At 63.5% G+C, this 16,844-nt stretch carries 15 protein-coding genes and 1 tRNA gene; 9 read left to right on the top strand and 7 right to left on the bottom strand.

Going from position 1 to position 16,844, the window contains the following annotated elements; genetic code table 11:
- Positions 1-6 precede the first annotated feature (6 nt).
- Complete coding sequence (locus tag C8N32_RS08015) at positions 7-273, top strand: hypothetical protein (protein WP_107892260.1); 267 nt, start codon at positions 7-9, stop codon at positions 271-273.
- Positions 274-279: 6 nt separating this feature from the next.
- Positions 280-912 (top strand): DUF1523 family protein, encoded by a 633-nt coding sequence (locus C8N32_RS08010; RefSeq protein WP_107892258.1) that lies wholly within the window; start codon positions 280-282, stop codon positions 910-912.
- 72 nt (positions 913-984) lie between these two features.
- Here C8N32_RS08010 and C8N32_RS08005 read toward each other — a convergent pair whose 3' ends face one another.
- Complete coding sequence (locus C8N32_RS08005) at positions 985-1,719, bottom strand: rhomboid family intramembrane serine protease (protein ID WP_107892256.1); 735 nt, start codon at positions 1,717-1,719, stop codon at positions 985-987.
- A 30-nt stretch (positions 1,720-1,749) separates the two neighbouring features.
- Positions 1,750-5,199, bottom strand: coding sequence for a bifunctional proline dehydrogenase/L-glutamate gamma-semialdehyde dehydrogenase PutA (putA, locus tag C8N32_RS08000; RefSeq protein WP_107892254.1), 3,450 nt, complete (start codon positions 5,197-5,199; stop codon positions 1,750-1,752).
- A gap of 104 nt (positions 5,200-5,303) precedes the next feature.
- On the opposite strand from putA, the gene C8N32_RS07995 reads away from it, so the two are divergent.
- On the top strand, positions 5,304-5,777 hold the full coding sequence (locus C8N32_RS07995) for an Lrp/AsnC family transcriptional regulator (RefSeq protein ID WP_107892252.1): 474 nt from the start codon (positions 5,304-5,306) through the stop codon (positions 5,775-5,777).
- A 45-nt stretch (positions 5,778-5,822) separates the two neighbouring features.
- A tRNA-Leu gene (locus C8N32_RS07990) sits at positions 5,823-5,908 on the top strand.
- A 778-nt stretch (positions 5,909-6,686) separates the two neighbouring features.
- On the opposite strand, the gene C8N32_RS07985 is transcribed toward C8N32_RS07990, so the two are convergent.
- Positions 6,687-7,103 carry a hypothetical protein gene (locus tag C8N32_RS07985; protein WP_170106759.1) on the bottom strand — a complete coding sequence of 139 codons (417 nt, stop codon included), beginning with the start codon at positions 7,101-7,103 and terminating at the stop codon, positions 6,687-6,689.
- Between the two features lie 296 nt (positions 7,104-7,399).
- Here C8N32_RS07985 and C8N32_RS07980 point away from each other — a divergent pair, with 296 nt between their 5' ends.
- A complete protein-coding gene (locus C8N32_RS07980) occupies positions 7,400-8,851 on the top strand; it encodes a Hint domain-containing protein (RefSeq protein ID WP_170106758.1) in 1,452 nt (483 codons plus the stop codon).
- Between the two features lie 6 nt (positions 8,852-8,857).
- Here the strand turns inward: C8N32_RS07980 and uvrB are convergent, their stop codons facing one another.
- Positions 8,858-11,017, bottom strand: coding sequence for an excinuclease ABC subunit UvrB (gene uvrB, locus C8N32_RS07975; RefSeq protein ID WP_107892244.1), 2,160 nt, complete (start codon positions 11,015-11,017; stop codon positions 8,858-8,860).
- 121 nt (positions 11,018-11,138) lie between these two features.
- Here uvrB and C8N32_RS07970 point away from each other — a divergent pair, with 121 nt between their 5' ends.
- Entirely contained in the window at positions 11,139-11,450 is a 312-nt protein-coding gene (locus C8N32_RS07970) for an ETC complex I subunit (RefSeq protein ID WP_107892242.1), read from the top strand.
- 16 nt (positions 11,451-11,466) lie between these two features.
- Here the strand turns inward: C8N32_RS07970 and C8N32_RS07965 are convergent, their stop codons facing one another.
- Genes C8N32_RS07965 through C8N32_RS07955 form a run of 3 tightly spaced genes read right to left on the bottom strand, consistent with a single transcriptional unit; the run spans position 11,467 to position 13,285 of the window.
- The gene (locus C8N32_RS07965) at positions 11,467-12,060 is read right to left on the bottom strand and encodes an energy-coupling factor transporter transmembrane component T family protein (RefSeq protein ID WP_107892240.1); all 594 of its coding nucleotides are present in this window, start codon (positions 12,058-12,060) and stop codon (positions 11,467-11,469) included.
- Entirely contained in the window at positions 12,054-12,743 is a 690-nt protein-coding gene (locus C8N32_RS07960; RefSeq protein ID WP_201132340.1) for an energy-coupling factor ABC transporter ATP-binding protein, read from the bottom strand. The genes C8N32_RS07965 and C8N32_RS07960 overlap by 7 nt, the downstream gene beginning before the upstream one ends.
- Positions 12,743-13,285 carry a biotin transporter BioY gene (locus C8N32_RS07955; protein ID WP_107892236.1) on the bottom strand — a complete coding sequence of 181 codons (543 nt, stop codon included), beginning with the start codon at positions 13,283-13,285 and terminating at the stop codon, positions 12,743-12,745. Before C8N32_RS07955 ends, C8N32_RS07960 begins: the two co-directional genes overlap by 1 nt.
- 804 nt (positions 13,286-14,089) lie before the next feature.
- Here C8N32_RS07955 and modA point away from each other — a divergent pair.
- Genes modA through modC form a run of 3 tightly spaced genes read left to right on the top strand, consistent with a single transcriptional unit; the run spans position 14,090 to position 16,638 of the window.
- Positions 14,090-14,854: a molybdate ABC transporter substrate-binding protein gene (gene modA, locus C8N32_RS07950; RefSeq protein ID WP_107892234.1), complete on the top strand. Its 765-nt coding sequence runs from the start codon at positions 14,090-14,092 to the stop codon at positions 14,852-14,854.
- A gap of 3 nt (positions 14,855-14,857) precedes the next feature.
- Positions 14,858-15,541 (top strand): molybdate ABC transporter permease subunit, encoded by a 684-nt coding sequence (modB, locus tag C8N32_RS07945; RefSeq protein ID WP_107892232.1) that lies wholly within the window; start codon positions 14,858-14,860, stop codon positions 15,539-15,541.
- Positions 15,538-16,638, top strand: a complete 1,101-nt coding sequence (modC, locus tag C8N32_RS07940) for a molybdenum ABC transporter ATP-binding protein (protein ID WP_107892230.1) — start codon at positions 15,538-15,540, stop codon at positions 16,636-16,638. The genes modB and modC overlap by 4 nt, the downstream gene beginning before the upstream one ends.
- Positions 16,639-16,844: the final 206 nt, after the last annotated feature.

The raw sequence follows: 16,844 nt of genomic DNA, 5'->3' as shown, positions 1-16,844 counted from the left end.
GCACAGATGATTGCTTTCGCCCGGTTTTTTATTATCGCCTTCATCGTTTTGACAGTGACCTACATCATCCTCTCGATCCGGGGCCGCGCCGCCGCGCGCGACAGATTGGAGCAGGAGTGGGATGAGGAGGTTCAGGCCGGAGATCGCGATGCCTATATCGAGGAGGGATTGCGCGCGTATGACGGCTCCCTCCGTCGCAAGCTGATTCTGGGGGTCTACGTTGTGCCGGCGGTCGTGATCGGCACGATCCTCTATGTCGTGAATCATATGTGAGGTGACATGACTTATGTAAAATGGACCTTTCTGGCGATCATCGCCGTACTGGTCTTTTCTTTTCTGCACTACACTTTGCCGCAGCATGATGTAGTCCGCATCACCAATACCGATATCCGCCGGGTCGATTTCGGGGATAACGCAATGTTCTGGTCCGGCAGTGCGCCGGGGAACAAGGAGGGCGTCAGCAGCCGCGATGTGCTTTTCATCGAGGCGTTCTATGAGGACGGCAAGCCGATCGTCTATCGCAACCAGGATACCGGCTGGCTGTGGCCGCCTTATTTCAAGGTCAACAGTTCCAACCTTCAGGCCGAGGCGCAGGACATTGCCTCGACCAAGGATAACCCGCAATGGGTGGTGGTAACCCACTACGGCTGGCGCAGCGAATACCTGTCGATCTACCCCAACGCGATCGATCTGCGTCAGGTGGACAGCCCCGATGTGCGGATCGTCCCGTGGTTCAACATCGTCTTCCTGACGGTTCTGGCGCTTGTCGTGCTGACGATTCGCAACCGCTGGGTCCGGTTCCGGGAAACCCGGATCGAACCGATGATCGATGAGGCGGGGGATATTATCGAGGCGGTGGATGACAAGGCCGAGGGGCTGTGGCGCCGCTTGTCCGGGTCCAGAAAACGGTGACCTTCTTCCCGCCGGAGGAAAACCTTCATGCCTCCGGCGGGGATATTTCACCCAAAGCAAGACCGGCCGGGGCTAGCGGCGGATTCGGGGGATTGGGGTGTGCCGGTACGCGACCACCGGGTGAGGGGGGTGGCCGCGGGTACGGGACCAGAAAGCCGATCCCCCGCGTTTCAGCCACAAGGGCAGCGTCAGGATTACACCTGCGATGAAGCCGCCGGCATGGGCCCAGTAGGCGACGCCTCCTTCTTCGGTTGCGGCCATGCTGCCGGAAACGAGTTGCAGCGTGAACCAGATTGCCAGCATCAGCCACGCGGGGACGGGCAGAATTCGGAAGATTACGATCAGGATGATCAGGATATCCACCTGTGCCTTCGGAAACATCAGCAGGTAGCCCCCCATAACCGCGGCGATCGCGCCTGAGGCGCCGACCATCGGCACGGTGGAAGAGGGGTCTGTCACGTATTGCGCCAGCCCTGCCAGGAGTCCTCCGGCGAGGTAGAAGATCGCAAAGCCCAAATGCCCCATCTCGTCCTCGAGGTTGTCGCCGAAAATCCAGAGAAACAGCATGTTGCCGCCCAGATGCATCACCCCTCCATGCAGGAACATCGAGGTAAAGAGGCCATGCATCAGATCCCCTTGTGAAAGCGCCGCGGGAATCAGCGCCCAGTTGTAAAAAAACCTGTTGAGCGCTGCCGGGTCGGCGAAAAGATTCCAGTAGCTGAGGAACACGACCACGTTTGTCACGATCAGGGCGATGGTGACATAGGGAGTTCGGCGGGAGGGGTTATGGTCTCGGATCGGGAGCATTTCGCAAGGCTATCCACTTCGTTGTTCCGGTCAAGCGGAACCGGCGGCAGCCATGAGCGCGGCATTCCCGCCAGAGGCGGTGGTATCCACGCAGAGGTGGCGTTCCAGCAGGGCGTGGGCGGAGTCGGGGATGCCGGTGATCAGAGGCAGGATCGGGCCGGGGCGGTTGGCAAGCATCATGTCGTAGGCACGGGCGGTTTGCGAATCGCCCCACCAGATTACGCCGCCGAACCCATCCAGCCGGTGCAGCAGGTCGGGCGCGACGGCGGCGAAAACGACGGCGGCCCGTCCACCGAGCATTCGCACCTGTGCCGCCTGCATTTCGGCGGCGGCGCGCCCCGGGCCCAGACAAAGCAGCGGTGGGCGGGGCAGGGTGGTCAGCCGGTTGGATTCGCCTGTCGGACCGGGCAGATTCTGGGCCGTGGGTCTGGTCCCCGGCGGGGCGGCCGCCAGTGCGGATTGCAGGTCTGAAAGCATGGCGACACCTTCGGGTGTGCCGTTGTCTGGAGGGGTGGCGCGGGTGGTGAACCGCGCGAGGTAGCGCGGCCCGCCCGCCTTCGGACCGGTGCCCGAGAGCCCCTCGCCCCCGAAGGGTTGGCTGCCGACGATTGCACCGATCTGGTTGCGGTTGACGTAGATGTTGCCCACTGCCAGCCGGTCGGCAAGGTTCTGAACCCGACCGTCGATCCGGCTGTGAAGGCCGAAGGTCAGACCATAGCCGGTGGCGTTGATGTCGGCGATGACTTTGTCCAGATCCTCCGTGCGGTAGGTGGCGATATGCAGGACCGGGCCAAAGATCTCCTGCGCCATCTCCTTGATTCCGCTTACTTTCAGTGCTGTTGGGGGCAGAAAATGCCCGGTTTCCGGGGCCAGGCCCTGCCAGAGCACCCGGTCCCGGGCGCGGGCGGTGGCGATATAAGCAGCGATCCGGCTCCTGGCGTCGGCATCGATCAGCGGGCCGAGATCGGTGGACAGGTTCCATGGATCCCCGAGGTGCAGTTCTGCCATTGCGCCAAAGAGCATCTTCTGAAACGGTTCTGCAATGTCTTCCTGCAGGTAGAGACACCGCAGGGCGGAACAGCGCTGCCCAGAGGACTGAAACGCCGAGGCGAGGATATCCGCCACCGCCTGTTCGGGCAGAGCGGTACTGTCGACGATCATGGCGTTCAGGCCGCCGGTTTCGGCGATCAGTGGCGTGCCGGGGCTCAGATGTGTGGCCATCGCCCGGCGGATGATCCGCGCGGTTTCGGTGGCCCCCGTGAAGGCCACGCCCTGCACCTGTGGGGCGCAGGTCAGTGCCGCGCCCACCGTGCCATTGCCGGGCAGTAATTGCAGCGCTGTTTTCGGCACGCCGGCTTTGTGCAGCAGGCGCACGGCATCATGGGCGATCAGCGGGGTCTGCTCTGCCGGTTTGGCCAGAACCCCGTTGCCGGCCGCCAGCGCCGCAGCAATCTGCCCGGTGAAAATTGCCAGGGGGAAGTTCCATGGCGAGATGCAGGCGAACACCCCGCGCGCGGGATCCTGAGCCGCTTCGCCCGCGTTGGCGTAGTAACGCAGGAAGTCGACGGCCTCGCGGAGTTCGCCCACGGCATCCGGCAGGGTTTTACCTGCCTCGCGGGTGAGCAGGGCAAGCAGAGGGCCGAAGTTTTCCTCGTAAAGACCGGCGGCACGGTGGAGTACGGCGGCCCTGTCCCGCGCGGGGGTCTGCCATGGGCGGGCGGCCTTCAGCGCGACGGCGATGTCGATGTCCGAGGCCAGATGCACAGTGCCGACCTTCGCCCTGGTTGCCGGGTTCAGGACAGGCTGTTGCCTGTGGGGCCGGGCCTCTGCCGCGATCAGGGGGGCGGCGGAGGCCGTGGTGGTTCGATAGGGCGCACGGGCGGTCTCGATTTCGTCCAGGTCCGGTGCATGGGTCAGGTCCCACCCGCGGGAGTTGCGCCGTGCCGGGCCGAAAAGATCCGGCCCGCGCGGGATGGCGGGATGTGCCGGTGTGGGCAGGCTGGACAGGACCTCCGCGAATGGATCGGCGGCGACATCCTCGGCGGGGATGTCTTCATCGACGATCTGGTTGACGAAGGAACTGTTGGCCCCGTTTTCCAGAAGACGCCGTACGAGATAGGCCAGCAGATCGCGGTGGGCCCCGACCGGCGCGTAGATGCGGCAGCGTGTGCCGGCCTGGGCTTTTACCTCTTCATGCAGGGTTTCCCCCATCCCGTGCAGGCGTTGGAACTCGCAGTTTTCCGGTGACGCGCCCATGGCAAGAACCGCACTTACCGTGTGGGCATTGTGGGTGGCGAACTGGGGGTAAAGGCGGTCTGTCATCCCCAGCAGTCGCCGGGCGTTGGCGATATAGCTGACATCGCTGGCCGCCTTGCGGGTAAAAACGGGAAAGCCGTCGAGGCCTGCCACCTGTGCACGTTTGATCTCCGTATCCCAGTAGGCGCCTTTGACGAGGCGCACCATCAGTTTGCGGTCATGCCGCCGGGCCAGCGCATGCAGCCAGTCCAGCACCGGGCCTGTCCGCGGGCCATAGGCTTGCACGACGACGCCGAAGCCCTCCCACCCGGCAAGGCGAGGGTCGGGCAGAACGGCCTCGAGTACGTCCAGAGACGGGCTCAGCCGATCGGCCTCTTCCGCATCTATGCTCAGGCCGATATTGGCGTCTCTTGCCGCCAGGGCCAAAGATAGCAGCCGGGGGACGAGTTCCGTCCCCACGCGGGCGATCTGGGCGGCCTCATAACGGGGATGCAGCGCCGACAGCTTGACCGAGATGCCGGGATTTTCCCGGATGTCGGACGACGCGGCGGCCCTGGCGAGCCGGGCGATGGCCTGTAGATAGGCTGCGTGGTAGCGCCGGGCGTCGGCATCGGTGCGCGCGGCCTCGCCCAGCATATCATAGGAACAGGTGTAGCCGCGGGCCTCCATGCCGGAGGCGCGGTTCATCGCGGCGTCGATGTCTTCGCCGAGGACGAACTGGCGCCCCATCAGGCGCATGACACGCGCGACCGCCGTGCGGATGACGGGCTCACCCAGCCGTTTGACCGCGCCGCGCAGGGTCGCGGCGACGCCGGTGTCGGGGGTGCCCAGGAGCCGGCCCGTCAGCATCAGCGCCCATGTCGAGGCATTGACCAGCGGCGAGGCCGATTGGCCGAGATGCTGGCTCCAGTCCGACGGCGCGATCTTGTCCTCGATCAAGGCATCCATGGTTTCGGCATCGGGGACGCGCAAAAGCGCCTCTGCCAGGCACATCAGCGCCACGCCTTCTTCGGTCGAGAGGCCGTATTCGGAGAGGAACACCTCCATCATGCCGGGGCGATCCCGTTTCCGGATTCGGCGGACGAGGGCGGCCGCCTCGCGCGTGATTTGGGCGCGGGTCTCGGGCGTCAGCCCGGCGGTCTCTATAAGTGCCGCAAGGACGGGGCCTTCCGCCACGTAGGTGGCGCGGTCGATCCGTACGCGCAGGGCTTGCAGGTCTGTCATGGCGTTTCCTTGGTGTTTGGGGCAGTATACCGCGTGCAGGAAAGGCGATTGGCCTGAAACATGGCAAAAATGAAGAGGATATGACTTATTTGGCGAGATTGAGAATGCCATCCGATCTTCCGGTTCTGGATCGGTTCGATCACGCGATTCTGCGGGTTCTTTCCACCCAGGGGCGGTTGCCGGTGGCAGAGCTGGCCCGCCGGGTGGGCCTTTCCAAGACGCCGACCCAGACCCGGCTGAAGCGGCTGGAGGCCGAGGGCGTCATCACGGGTTACCGGGCGATGCTGAACCCTCTTCGACTTGGCCTGGCCCATGTGGCCTTTATCGAATTACGTCTTTCCGACACGCGTGAGGCCGCCCTGGCGGAGTTCAACGCCGCTGTGCGTGCTATTCCCGAGGTCGAGGAATGTCACATGATCGCGGGAGGGTTCGACTATCTGCTGAAAGTGCGTACGCCGGACATGGCGCGCTATCGCGAAATCATGGCCGAGCGGATTTCGGCCCTGCCCCATGTCGCGAACAGTTCGACTTACGTGGCGATGGAAGCGGTGAAGGATACGAGCTTTGCCGCCTCTTAGGGTCCTTTACTCCGGCCGGTGAATGCCTATTCTGCGCGGCGCCGTGCGGGCGTGGTGGAATGGTAGACACATGGCACTTAAAATGCCTGGGCCGAAAGGCCGTGCCGGTTCGAGTCCGGCCGCCCGCACCAGAATTCTCGCGGTTGGGTCGTTTTTGCCGTTGCCCTTCAGGGCCTCTCTCTCGCCCCCCGTCGCTTTCGGGACGGGCTGTACAGCCCATGCTGAGGCCTCTCCAGGTCCCTCAAGGTGGCCGGGCCTCGGGCGATGTTGGCCTGCGGCTTCCGTTTCCGGAAGGCTGCCGTCTCAGGAGACGCTGGCTGCTTGAACCCCGTGCGCTGGTTCAAAGGCACTGAGGAAGACAGCGGCCCGTCCGCACGGAAAGGCTGTGTCGGGGCTGTCAGGTGAGTCTTGGCGGAGAAGCCAGCGGCGCAGGCCAGGGATGTCCAGGGCGCGATGGGCCGTGAGTGCGGGCTTGGTGTCTTTGCCCTTCGCTTATTTTGCGCCGTGTTGCCTGATCCGCACGGCTATTGTGCCGGGACAGCCTGCGGACTTTCCTCGACGGGCTTATAGGTGCCGCAGGTAACTCCCGTGCGTGGTCGGGGCCGGTGCACCAAGGCCCCCCATGCCCCGCGGGGCCTGTAAGCTATCGCACGGCGACCAAACCGACCCGGCCTTTTCGGGATCGCAGCCCAAGCTTTCCGGACAGCCGAACGCCCGGTTGCGTGCCCGCGAACAGCCGGTATCCCGAAGCGTGACACCATGGCACAGGCACTTGCCCGTTAGTCGCGAGGGGGCATCGGCCTGCAAAAGTGGATGCCCGTCACCGGGCACCAGCCGCGTTCACCGGCGGCGCGCAACGAAACCGCCCGCGTCCGGACGCGGGCGGTGGAACCGTTGATGACAGACAGTTTATTTCTGGACTTCGCCGGTCACGATGCCACGCAGGAAGCGGGAGAACGCCCCTTCACCCTTTTCTCCGGTCTTGGCGGTGCCGGGGGTGCTTTCAAAAGGGGTCTTGTCGGACAGAAGGTCCCAGCCCATGCGTGAGGAGAAGGGCGTTGGGTTGTCCGTCATGAGCTTGATGCTGGACTTGCGATCGCTCAGCAGCGGCAACTTCATGAAGCGCGAGAAGGGCGTCGGATCGTCGGTCTTGAGTTCCTTCACCGACATCGGTGTGTCCGGGTTGTCGGACAGCAACTGCCAGTTCATCCGGCTGGACAGTGGCGTGGGGTCGTCGGTTTTCAGCGCGTCGGCGTTAAACATGGTGTCTTTCTTGTCGGTCATTTTCACGTTCTTTCCTGAAGGCTGGGCAGATTGCGGAGTCATGGCTCAAAGATGGGCCGCAATTCAACCGGGGGCAAGGGTAGTGAGACAGTTTGCCCGAGGGCACGGATATATCGGCGGAAAACTACCGGTGACACACACGTAATGCGTGTAAAAAGCATTCTATCACCACCTGATGGGATATAAATAAAATTTATATAATAATAGATAATTATTATAACCCTAAAGTAGAAAATCATTGCAAAATGCACCAAATTAAATATCATCATAAATCAACGTAAATGACTATTGATCAACTTAACTCGCCTTTAAGGCGTGCTCACACAGGGGAAGTAGAAATGCCCGCACATACGCTTGACCCAGATCTGGTTTATTACATCACATCCGGAAACCAGCTTTACGCATGGGATCCGGTAACCGGCCAGGAAATCTATATCAACGATTACTCTTCGGCGGGCCAATGGGGTGACCTTTCCGTTTTGAAGACACCCGACGGCGATTTGGAACTGGTAGGCATCGTCTATTCGGGTTCCGGCAGCTGTGACGTGTATCGTTTCAATACCGAAAGCGGTTCGGCCAATGATTACACGCTGATTGCAGATTCGCCGTCTACGGGGACTGCGTCCTCTCTCACGCCCAGTCCGGATGGCATACATCTTTATTATACGTCTTTCACGACTACGCCCCAGGGCTGGACTTCGCGCATCATAGAACTGGAGCGGCAGACCGACGGCACCTATCAGCCGACTGGGGCTTATACCGATCTGTCCGGTGTCAATGTCACCGACCTGATCTATTTTGGTGAAGACGACACGGGCCGGGAAATGTACCTGGGCCTAGACCCGAATTCCCAGAAAATATACCGCTATACGTTCTCGGACACACCCGGTGCGGGAAGTTTGGTCGAGGTCATGGTCGATACCGGGCACACCATTCCCAGAGATGCGTTTGGGTTCGCCTCGGTCGGGAAGCATATATATTACTTCGAAGGATCTGGGCAGGCGCACAAGCTGACCTTCAATTCCAACGGTACGGTTGCCACCGACACGATTGTCGATACCGTATTTCTGCCTTCCGGAACGCAGGTCTACGGGGCCGGTGCCGCCGGCGACAGCACCGGCGCGCCGTGCTTTACCAAGGGCACATTGATCCGGGCAGAGGCGGGGGATGTCCCGGTAGAGACTCTGCGGCCGGGGGATCTGGTCCTGACACGGGATAACGGCTACCAGCCCGTGCGCTGGGTTGGGGCGCGTGTCATGGGCGTGGGTGAATTGCGGACCAATCCCAAGCTGGCGCCGGTGCGGATCGAGGCCGGTGCGCTGGGGCCGGGCATGCCCGGCGCGCCGCTGGAGGTATCGCCGCAACACCGGGTTCTGGTTTCGTCGCGTGTCGCGCGCCGCCTGACCGGGCGGGAGGAAGTGCTGATCCCCGCGATCAAGCTGCTGGGGTTGCCGGGCGTGCGCGTTGTCACGGAGGCGCCTGGAGTCACTTACTTCCACATCCTGTTCGACCGTCATGAAGTGATCTGGAGCAATGCCGCCCCGACGGAAAGTCTATATTTGGGCCGGTTCGCCTTAGCGGCTCTTTCGCCCGAGGCGCGCGCGGAGATCGCGGCGATTTTTCCCGACTTTCTGGAGGGAAAGATTACCATGAACCGGCCCGAACCGGAGTCTGGCCGGGTGTCGCGCAACCTCGTGGCCCATCATGTCCGGAACGGTCGGCCGGTGCTGGAAATCCTTGCGCCACAAACGATCAGTGTCACTTTCCCCGCTCCGGCGAGGATGCACTGAGCCGGATCAACGCTTGCGTGGCCTGCCGCGCTGCCCCGGCCGTCCGGCGGTGGAGCGCGCCCGGGCACCGCCGGAGGTCTGGATGGCGGACTGGCGGGCCATCGGGTCGTCGGCCACGGCGAGGTCAACGGCTTCAAGCCGCTTGATCTCGTCTCTCAGACGGGCGGCGTCTTCGAACTCCAGATTCTCGGCGGCCTCGCGCATCTGCGTGCGCAGCCCGTCCAGGTGGGCCTGAAGATTCGCGCCCAGCAGCGGCTTGTCCACCGTGGCGGTGACGCGGGTCATGTCCACATCCCCCTGGTAGAGGCCGGCGAGGATGTCCTCGACATTCTTTTTCACCGTTTCGGGGGTGATCCCGTGGGCGGTGTTGTAGGCGATCTGTTTTTCGCGGCGGCGTTCGGTCTCGGCAAGGGCGCGCTGCATGCTGCCGGTGACCTTGTCGGCATACATGATGACCCGCCCTTCCGCGTTGCGCGCGGCGCGGCCAATGGTCTGAATCAGAGAGGTTTCAGAGCGCAGGAAGCCCTCCTTGTCGGCGTCCAGGATGGCCACCAGGCCGCATTCGGGGATATCCAGGCCTTCGCGCAGCAGGTTGATGCCCACCAGCACATCGAAGGCGCCCAGGCGCAGGTCGCGCAGGATCTCGATGCGTTCGATCGTGTCGATGTCGGAATGCATGTACCGCACCCGGATGCCCTGCTCATGCAGGTATTCGGTCAGGTCTTCGGCCATGCGCTTGGTCAGAGTGGTGCACAACACCCGGCACCCTTTGGCCGCGACCTGCCGGACCTCATCCAGGAGGTCGTCCACCTGTGTTTCGACCGGGCGGATTTCCACCTCCGGGTCCAGCAGGCCGGTGGGGCGGATGACCTGTTCGGTAAAGATGCCGCCCGCCTGCTCCAGCTCCCACGCGGCGGGGGTGGCGGAAACGAAGACCGATTGCGGACGCATGGCGTCCCATTCCTCGAATTTCAGGGGGCGGTTGTCCATACAGGAGGGCAGGCGGAAACCGTGCTCGGCAAGGGTGAACTTGCGCCGGTAGTCGCCTCGGTACATGCCGCCGATCTGGGGGACAGTCACATGGGATTCGTCGGCGAAGACAATGGCGTGGTCGGGGATGAATTCAAACAGCGTGGGCGGCGGTTCGCCGGGCGCGCGACCGGTCAGGTAGCGGGAGTAATTCTCGATCCCGTTGCACACGCCGGTGGCCTCCAGCATCTCAAGATCGAAATTCGTGCGCTGTTCCAGGCGCTGGGCTTCCAGCAGCCTGCCGTCCTGTACCAGATGGTCCAGCCGCTGGCGCAGTTCTCTGCGGATATGGTGGATGGCTTGCTGAAGGGTCGGCTTGGGCGTGACGTAGTGTGAATTGGCATAAACGCGAATCTGATCGAAGTTGCCGGTCTTTTGTCCGGTAAGGGGGTCGAACTCGGTGATGCCTTCCAACTCCTCGCCGAAGAAGGACAGCCGCCAGGCACGGTCCTCCAGGTGGGCGGGCCAGATTTCCAGCACGTCGCCACGCACGCGAAAACTGCCGCGCTGAAACGCCTGGTCGTTGCGGCGGTATTGCTGGGCGACCAGGTCTGCGATGATCTTGCGCTGCTCATACTCCTGCCCGGCGACTAGGTCCTGCGTCATCGCTCCGTAGGTTTCGACACTGCCGATCCCGTAGATGCAGGACACCGAGGCCACAATGATGACGTCGTCGCGCTCCAGCAGCGCCCGCGTGGCCGAATGGCGCATCCGGTCGATCTGTTCGTTGATCTGCGATTCCTTCTCGATATACGTGTCAGAGCGCGGCACATAGGCTTCGGGCTGGTAGTAGTCGTAATAAGAAACGAAATACTCCACCGCATTGTCGGGGAAGAAGCCCCTGAACTCCCCGTAGAGCTGGGCGGCCAGCGTCTTGTTGGGGGCAAGGATGATTGCCGGGCGCTGGGTTTCCTCGATCACCTTGGCCATGGTGAAGGTCTTGCCGGTGCCGGTTGCGCCCAGAAGCACCTGATTGCGCTCTCCGGCGGCGATCCCTCCGGCAAGTTCCGCGATGGCGGCAGGTTGATCGCCGGCGGGCGCGAAATCGGTTTGCATGACAAAGCGTTTGCCGCCTTCCGGCTTGGCGCGGTCTGGCACGGGCGGGTCAGGGGGGCGCAAAAGCGGTGTGTCTGGCATGGGCGATTCCTTTCCGACCCCTAGATTTGACCCGCAGACGCACCGGATCAAGGGCCGCGCCCCTTGCGTGCGGCGGGCGGATTACCCATAACAGACCCATACCCCGCGACAGGAGGAAAACATGCGTGCCCGCATCTACAAGCCCGCGAAAACGCCCACGCAGTCCGGCCAGGCCAGGACACATCAGTGGGTTCTGGAATTCGCTCCGGCCTCTGCGCGGGAAATCGACCCGCTGATGGGGTGGACGTCATCCTCCGACACGCTGACGCAGGTGCGCATGCGCTTTGCCAGCAAGGAGGCCGCACTGAACTACGCCAGAGAGAACGGCATCGAGGCGGTCGTGATGACGCCCAGGGAGCGCCGTCCCAACATCCGTCCGGGTGGGTATGGGGAGAATTTCGCCACCGGCCGTCGCGGGGCCTGGACCCACTGACCCCTCCCGTGCCGCGTTATTCGGGGGAGCGGGCGTAGATTGCCTGCGCGACCTCGTCGCCGGTTTTCAGGGTGCGCACCACCAGGGGCACCAGCAGCGCGGTCAGGCTGGCGTGCGTCCCGCGCGCCTGCTGGGCCTGACGGACCTCTTCCAGCACCGTCCGAACCAGCGGAATGAACCGCAGGCACAAGGAAATCGCCAGCGCAATCTGGTGTTTCGGTATCCAGTGCGGGGCGTGGGTCAGCGCGGCAAGAATTCCCTCCACGAACTCGCTGGTCCGGGTTGTCAGGGTCACCAGTGCGGCCGCGAGGATCAGGACCACGAACCGCGCGGTGACGAACCCGGCAAAGAGCGCATCTGTCAGCATGGCCTGGACGGCGAAAATCGCCACGAGAATCCACAGGGCCGGACGCAGGGACGCCAGGGCGTGACGCGGGCGCAATCCCGCCATCGCGAATCCCGCCCCTACCAGTATTCCGGCAGTCAGAACGGAGGGCCAGCCCTCGAAGATGAAGAGGCCGGTGCAAACCACGATCAGCGCCACGATCTTGCGCACCGGGCGGGCGCGGTGCACGGGGCTGTCGCCGGAAACGTAAAGATCCGTCAGCATTGCGAGCGTGCGACGTAGGCCGCGATCACCGGGGCGGGCGGGCCGTCTTCGCAGAGCGTGCCGTTTTCGAAATGCAGGACCCGGTCAAACCCCTGCAACAGATCCAGGTCGTGGGACACGACGACGATCTGTTGTTCCAGCTCTTGCAGGGCGGCCATGAAGCGACGTTTGTTGCAGAGGTCCAGCAGTGTCGTGGGTTCATCGAACACGATCACCCGCGGCTGCATGACCAGTACCCCGGCCAATGCGATCATCTGTTTTTCCCCACCGCTGAGTTGGTGGGTGAACCGATCGCGCAGGTGGGCAAGGCCGAAGCGGGTCAGCACCGTGTCGATTCGCGCCGCAGTTTCCTGTTGCGTCAGCTTCAGGTTTTTAAGTCCGAAGGCGAGGTCTTCGGAAACGATCGGGTAGACGATCTGATTGTCGGGGTTCTGGAAGACGAACCCGACATGGCGGCGCAGGTCTTTCCGCCCGGTCTTTCCGTCGATGCCAACCTCCCCGGACGATGGAGTCTCGATCCCGTTGAACAGGCGCGCGAAGGTGCTTTTGCCAGAGCCGTTGCGGCCGATCACGCCGATGCGCCGTTCGCTCAGGCGCAGGGTCAGCCCGGCAAGGATCGGGGTGCCGTTCTTTTCAACGACAACATCCCGAAACGTGATGACCGCGGGCTTTGGCGCAGGCATCATTTTGCAATGATCGGGTAAGACCGCTTGACGATCACGATCACTCCCGCCGCGATCAGCGCCTTGACGATGTCGCCGGGGATGAAAGGCAGCGACCCTGCCAGCGCCGTGCCGAGGCTGACCTTGGCGACGAAGGCGCTCCAGGGGATGCCGATGGCGTAAAGAACCACGACCCCGCCTGCCACGCAGATGACGAAAGCGCCCGGATAGGTCAGACGCGACCAGAACCGCTCTGTCAGAAAGCCGATCACGAAGGCGGCCACGGCCCAGCCGATCAGGTAGCCTCCGGTAGGGCCAAGAAACACCCCGAAGCCCCCCCGGCCGCCCGCCAGAAGCGGCAGCCCGATAGCCAAAAGACCCAGCAGCAGGACAATGGCGAGCCCCCCGCGCATTGCCCCCAATACGCCACCTGCGAGCATGACGCCCAGCGACTGCGCCGTGATCGGCACCCCGATGACCGGCAGTGTCACTGGCGGGAAAACGGCGAGCGCGGCCGTGATGGCGGCGAAGAGGGCGATGAACACGATGTCTCTGGTTTCCATGGGCGTCCTGCGCTTTGACGGGTTGCGGCGCCACGCTACCCGGCGTGCGCGGGGGGTGAAACAGGAAATTCCGGTCGTGGGCACGCCGCGGAGCGTATGTGATGTTTTCTTGCACTGGGAGTCCGGGAAACAAGCGATCCGTTTGCCGGTCGGGCGGCGGGGGGTGACGAACGGCATTTTCCGTGGGGAACGCCGATCGGCAATGCGGGGCAGCATTGCACGGAGGCAGATCTCAACACCATCCGGGCCGATCCGCGAGGAGCTTGGGGTGCGTCGTCCGGCTACGAAGATGTGACGCGGGGGCCTCTGTCCCGCGCCAAGGCCCGCTCGATATTGAGGCCGGGAAAATCGAAGCGCCGGGGCTGTGCCGTCGCGCGGCGTCTGGAATGTGGGTGGCGGCGCAGGTTTTCGCGGTGCTTTCCGCCGGAACGGCCCGAAATCAGGAGCCTTAAAGCCGGAACAGCTTTGACCTGGCAGAGGGGTCCGTGATCCGCGCGTCCGAAAGACGCGGCGGCACCAACCGGGAATCGGTTGCCGCCCGTCATCGACTTGTCATAATGCCCCGGGCGTCTTCGCGCCTGACCGCAGCTGAACCAGTATGGGCAGGTCGATACAAGTGATCCGGATCCCCTCAGGGGGCAGGGTGAAACCGGCGGCGGGGTCACCCAAGCGTCTTTCGGCGGGATGCCGAGCCGGTCTGCCTGTTGAGGGCGATCCTGCCGTTAGCGTGTGCTTTCAGCCCCGTTCTGCCCCGGACCAGACGTGTACAGGGCTGTGCCGCACCGGGTGAGAAAAGGATTTTTCATGGCCTTCGCAAAAGGTTTCCTGCACGGAACTTCCATTGTGGCATTTATGGCGCTGACCATCGCGCCCAGCGCGCGGGCGGGGGAGGTCCTTGCCGCGGTGGCCGCGAACTTCACCGGAGCCGCCAACGAGATCGCGGCGGCTTTCACCGAGGCCACGGGCCATACCGTGATCCACAGCTTCGGGCCAACGGGGCAGATTTATGCCCAGATCACCCAGGAGGCGCCCTTCGAGGTGTTTCTCGCAGCCGATCAGGCCCGCCCCGAAAGAGCCGAGGCAGAGGGCTACGCCGTCCCCGGTACCCGCTTTACCTATGGGGTGGGGCGAGTCGTACTCTGGAGTGCCGACGACACCCTGATCGACGGAACCGGCGCTGTCCTGGGATCGGGCGATTTTACCCATATCGCCATCGCCAACCCGCAAACGGCCCCCTATGGCGCGGCAGCCGTCGAAACGATGCAGGGGCTGGGTGTCTTCGCTTCCCTCGGGGACAAGATCGTGCAAGGGATGACCATCACCCAGACGCATCAGTTCGTCGCCACGGGAAATGCGCAGCTCGGCTTCGTTGCGCTGTCGCAGGTTCTGGACGATGAGAGCGGGTCGCGCTGGATGGTTCCGCAGGATCTTTACGCCCCGATCCGGCAGGATGCGGTTCTTCTGGAGAGGGGGGCGGAAAACGAAGCCGCGCGGGCGTATCTGGCCTTTCTGAAGGGGCCCGAGGCGCGCATGATCATTGAAAAATTCGGGTACGATACAGAGGATTGAGCGATGACGGAGGCGCCCCTGCTGGACGCTGCGATGGTGCAGACGACGGTTTTGACCCTCAAGCTGGCCGCCGTCTCGACAATCGTGCTGCTCGCGGTAGGGACGCCACTGGCCTGGTGGCTGGCCCGCGCGCGGGGGCTTTGGAAGGAGGTCGTCGCCAGCATCGTGGCGCTGCCTATCGTGCTGCCGCCGACCGTACTGGGTTTTTACCTGCTGATCGCGATGGGGCCGGAGTCACCGCTGACGGCGCTTTTGGGGCGCAAGCTGTCCTTTACCTTCGAGGGGCTGGTGGTCGGGTCGGTGATCTATTCGCTGCCATTCGTGGTCAACCCGATCCGTAACGCTTTCGAAGCCATGGGGGAACGCCCGATGGAGGTGGCCGCCACCTTGCGTGCTGCCCCGCTGGATGCGTTTTTTTCGGTCGCGCTGCCGCTGGCTGCACCGGGTTTGTTCACCGGGGCGGTTCTGGGGTTTGCCCATACCGTTGGGGAATTTGGCGTCATCCTGATGATCGGCGGTGCCATTCCGGGCGAAACCAAGGTGTTGTCGGTGACGGTTTTCGATTATGTCGAAACGTTGCAATGGGACAAGGCCCATGTCCTTGCCGGCGGGATGCTGGCGATGTCTTTTCTGGTGATCCTGTCCATGATGCTGGTCGAACGGCGGCTGAACGGGAGGCGCGAATGATCGAAGCCGCCTTCAGGGGCCGTCTTGGCGGTTTCATGCTCGATGCCGCTTTCGCGGTTCCGGGGCAGGGAATAACCGCGCTGTTCGGTCCTTCGGGTTGCGGCAAGACAACGGTGCTGCGGGCCATTGCGGGGTTGCTGCGGATGCCGGAGGGGCGGTTGCGGATCAACGGTGACATCTGGCAGGAACGTCGCCGTTTCGTCCCCCCGCATCGCCGTGCCGTCGGCTATGTCTTCCAGGAGGCAAGTCTCTTTCCCCATCTCTCGGTGGAGGCCAATTTACGATTTGGTCTGCGCCGTTCCGGGACTACGCGGATCGGGATGGAGGAGGTGGTGGATCTGCTCGGTATCGCGCCCCTGTTTGACCGCCCGAGCCGGATGCTCTCGGGGGGGGAGCGTCAGCGCGTCGCCATCGGCCGGGCGCTGTTGTCACAGCCAGGGCTGCTGTTGATGGATGAACCGCTGTCGGCTCTCGACCGCTTTTCCAAGGATGAGATCCTGCCCTACCTTGAACGGCTGCACGCGGCCCTGTCGATCCCGGTTCTGTATGTCAGCCATGATATCGCCGAGGTGGAGCGTCTCGCCGATACGCTGGTCTTGATGGAGCAGGGCCGGGTGCGGGCGGCCGGGCCAATCCCGGATTTGCTTGCGGACCCGGCTCTGCCGTTGCTGCACATGCCCCAGCCGGCGGTGGTGATCGACGGAAAGGTGGTAAGAACCGATCCCGGTTACGGGCTGAGCGAAATCGCCGTACCGGGTGGGGTGTTGGTGGTTGCGGGGGGTCTTGGCCCGGTGGGGGAGGGGCGGCGGGTGCGTATTCCTGCCAACGATGTCAGTCTGGGCCGGACTCCCCCCCGTGATACGACCATCCTGAACGCGTTGCCCGCCCGGATCGAAGGCGCCGACCCCGCCGGTCATCAGATGACCGTCCGCCTGCGTTTGGGCAGCGATGGCCGGGGCGCGGCGTTGCTGGCCCGTATCTCGCGCAAATCCTGGGACCGTCTGGCGCTGGCTGAGGGGGAGTTGGTCTTTGCCCGGCTGAAGGCGGTGGCGCTTTCCGGGTCCGCCCGCGTGCCTGCCCTGACGCGCGTGGACTAAGGCCCGACGCCTGCGAGAGGCGTGGCCAAATGCCGGCTCTTATCGCCGGGAAGCGGGGGCCGACTGGCGACCGACGTTTAGCCGACCGGACCTCCCCGGCAAAGCCCTGGCGGAATCGCATCCGGCAGGCCCTACAACCGGATTGGCGGCCCGGCGCATGCGCAACCAGCGGTTTCTTTGGAAATTCGACGTACCCTTTGGTCGGA

It is taken from the genome of Rhodovulum imhoffii (assembly GCF_003046545.1).
Taxonomy (GTDB): domain Bacteria; phylum Pseudomonadota; class Alphaproteobacteria; order Rhodobacterales; family Rhodobacteraceae; genus Rhodovulum; species Rhodovulum imhoffii.
This window is presented reverse-complemented; position numbering and strand designations above follow the sequence as displayed.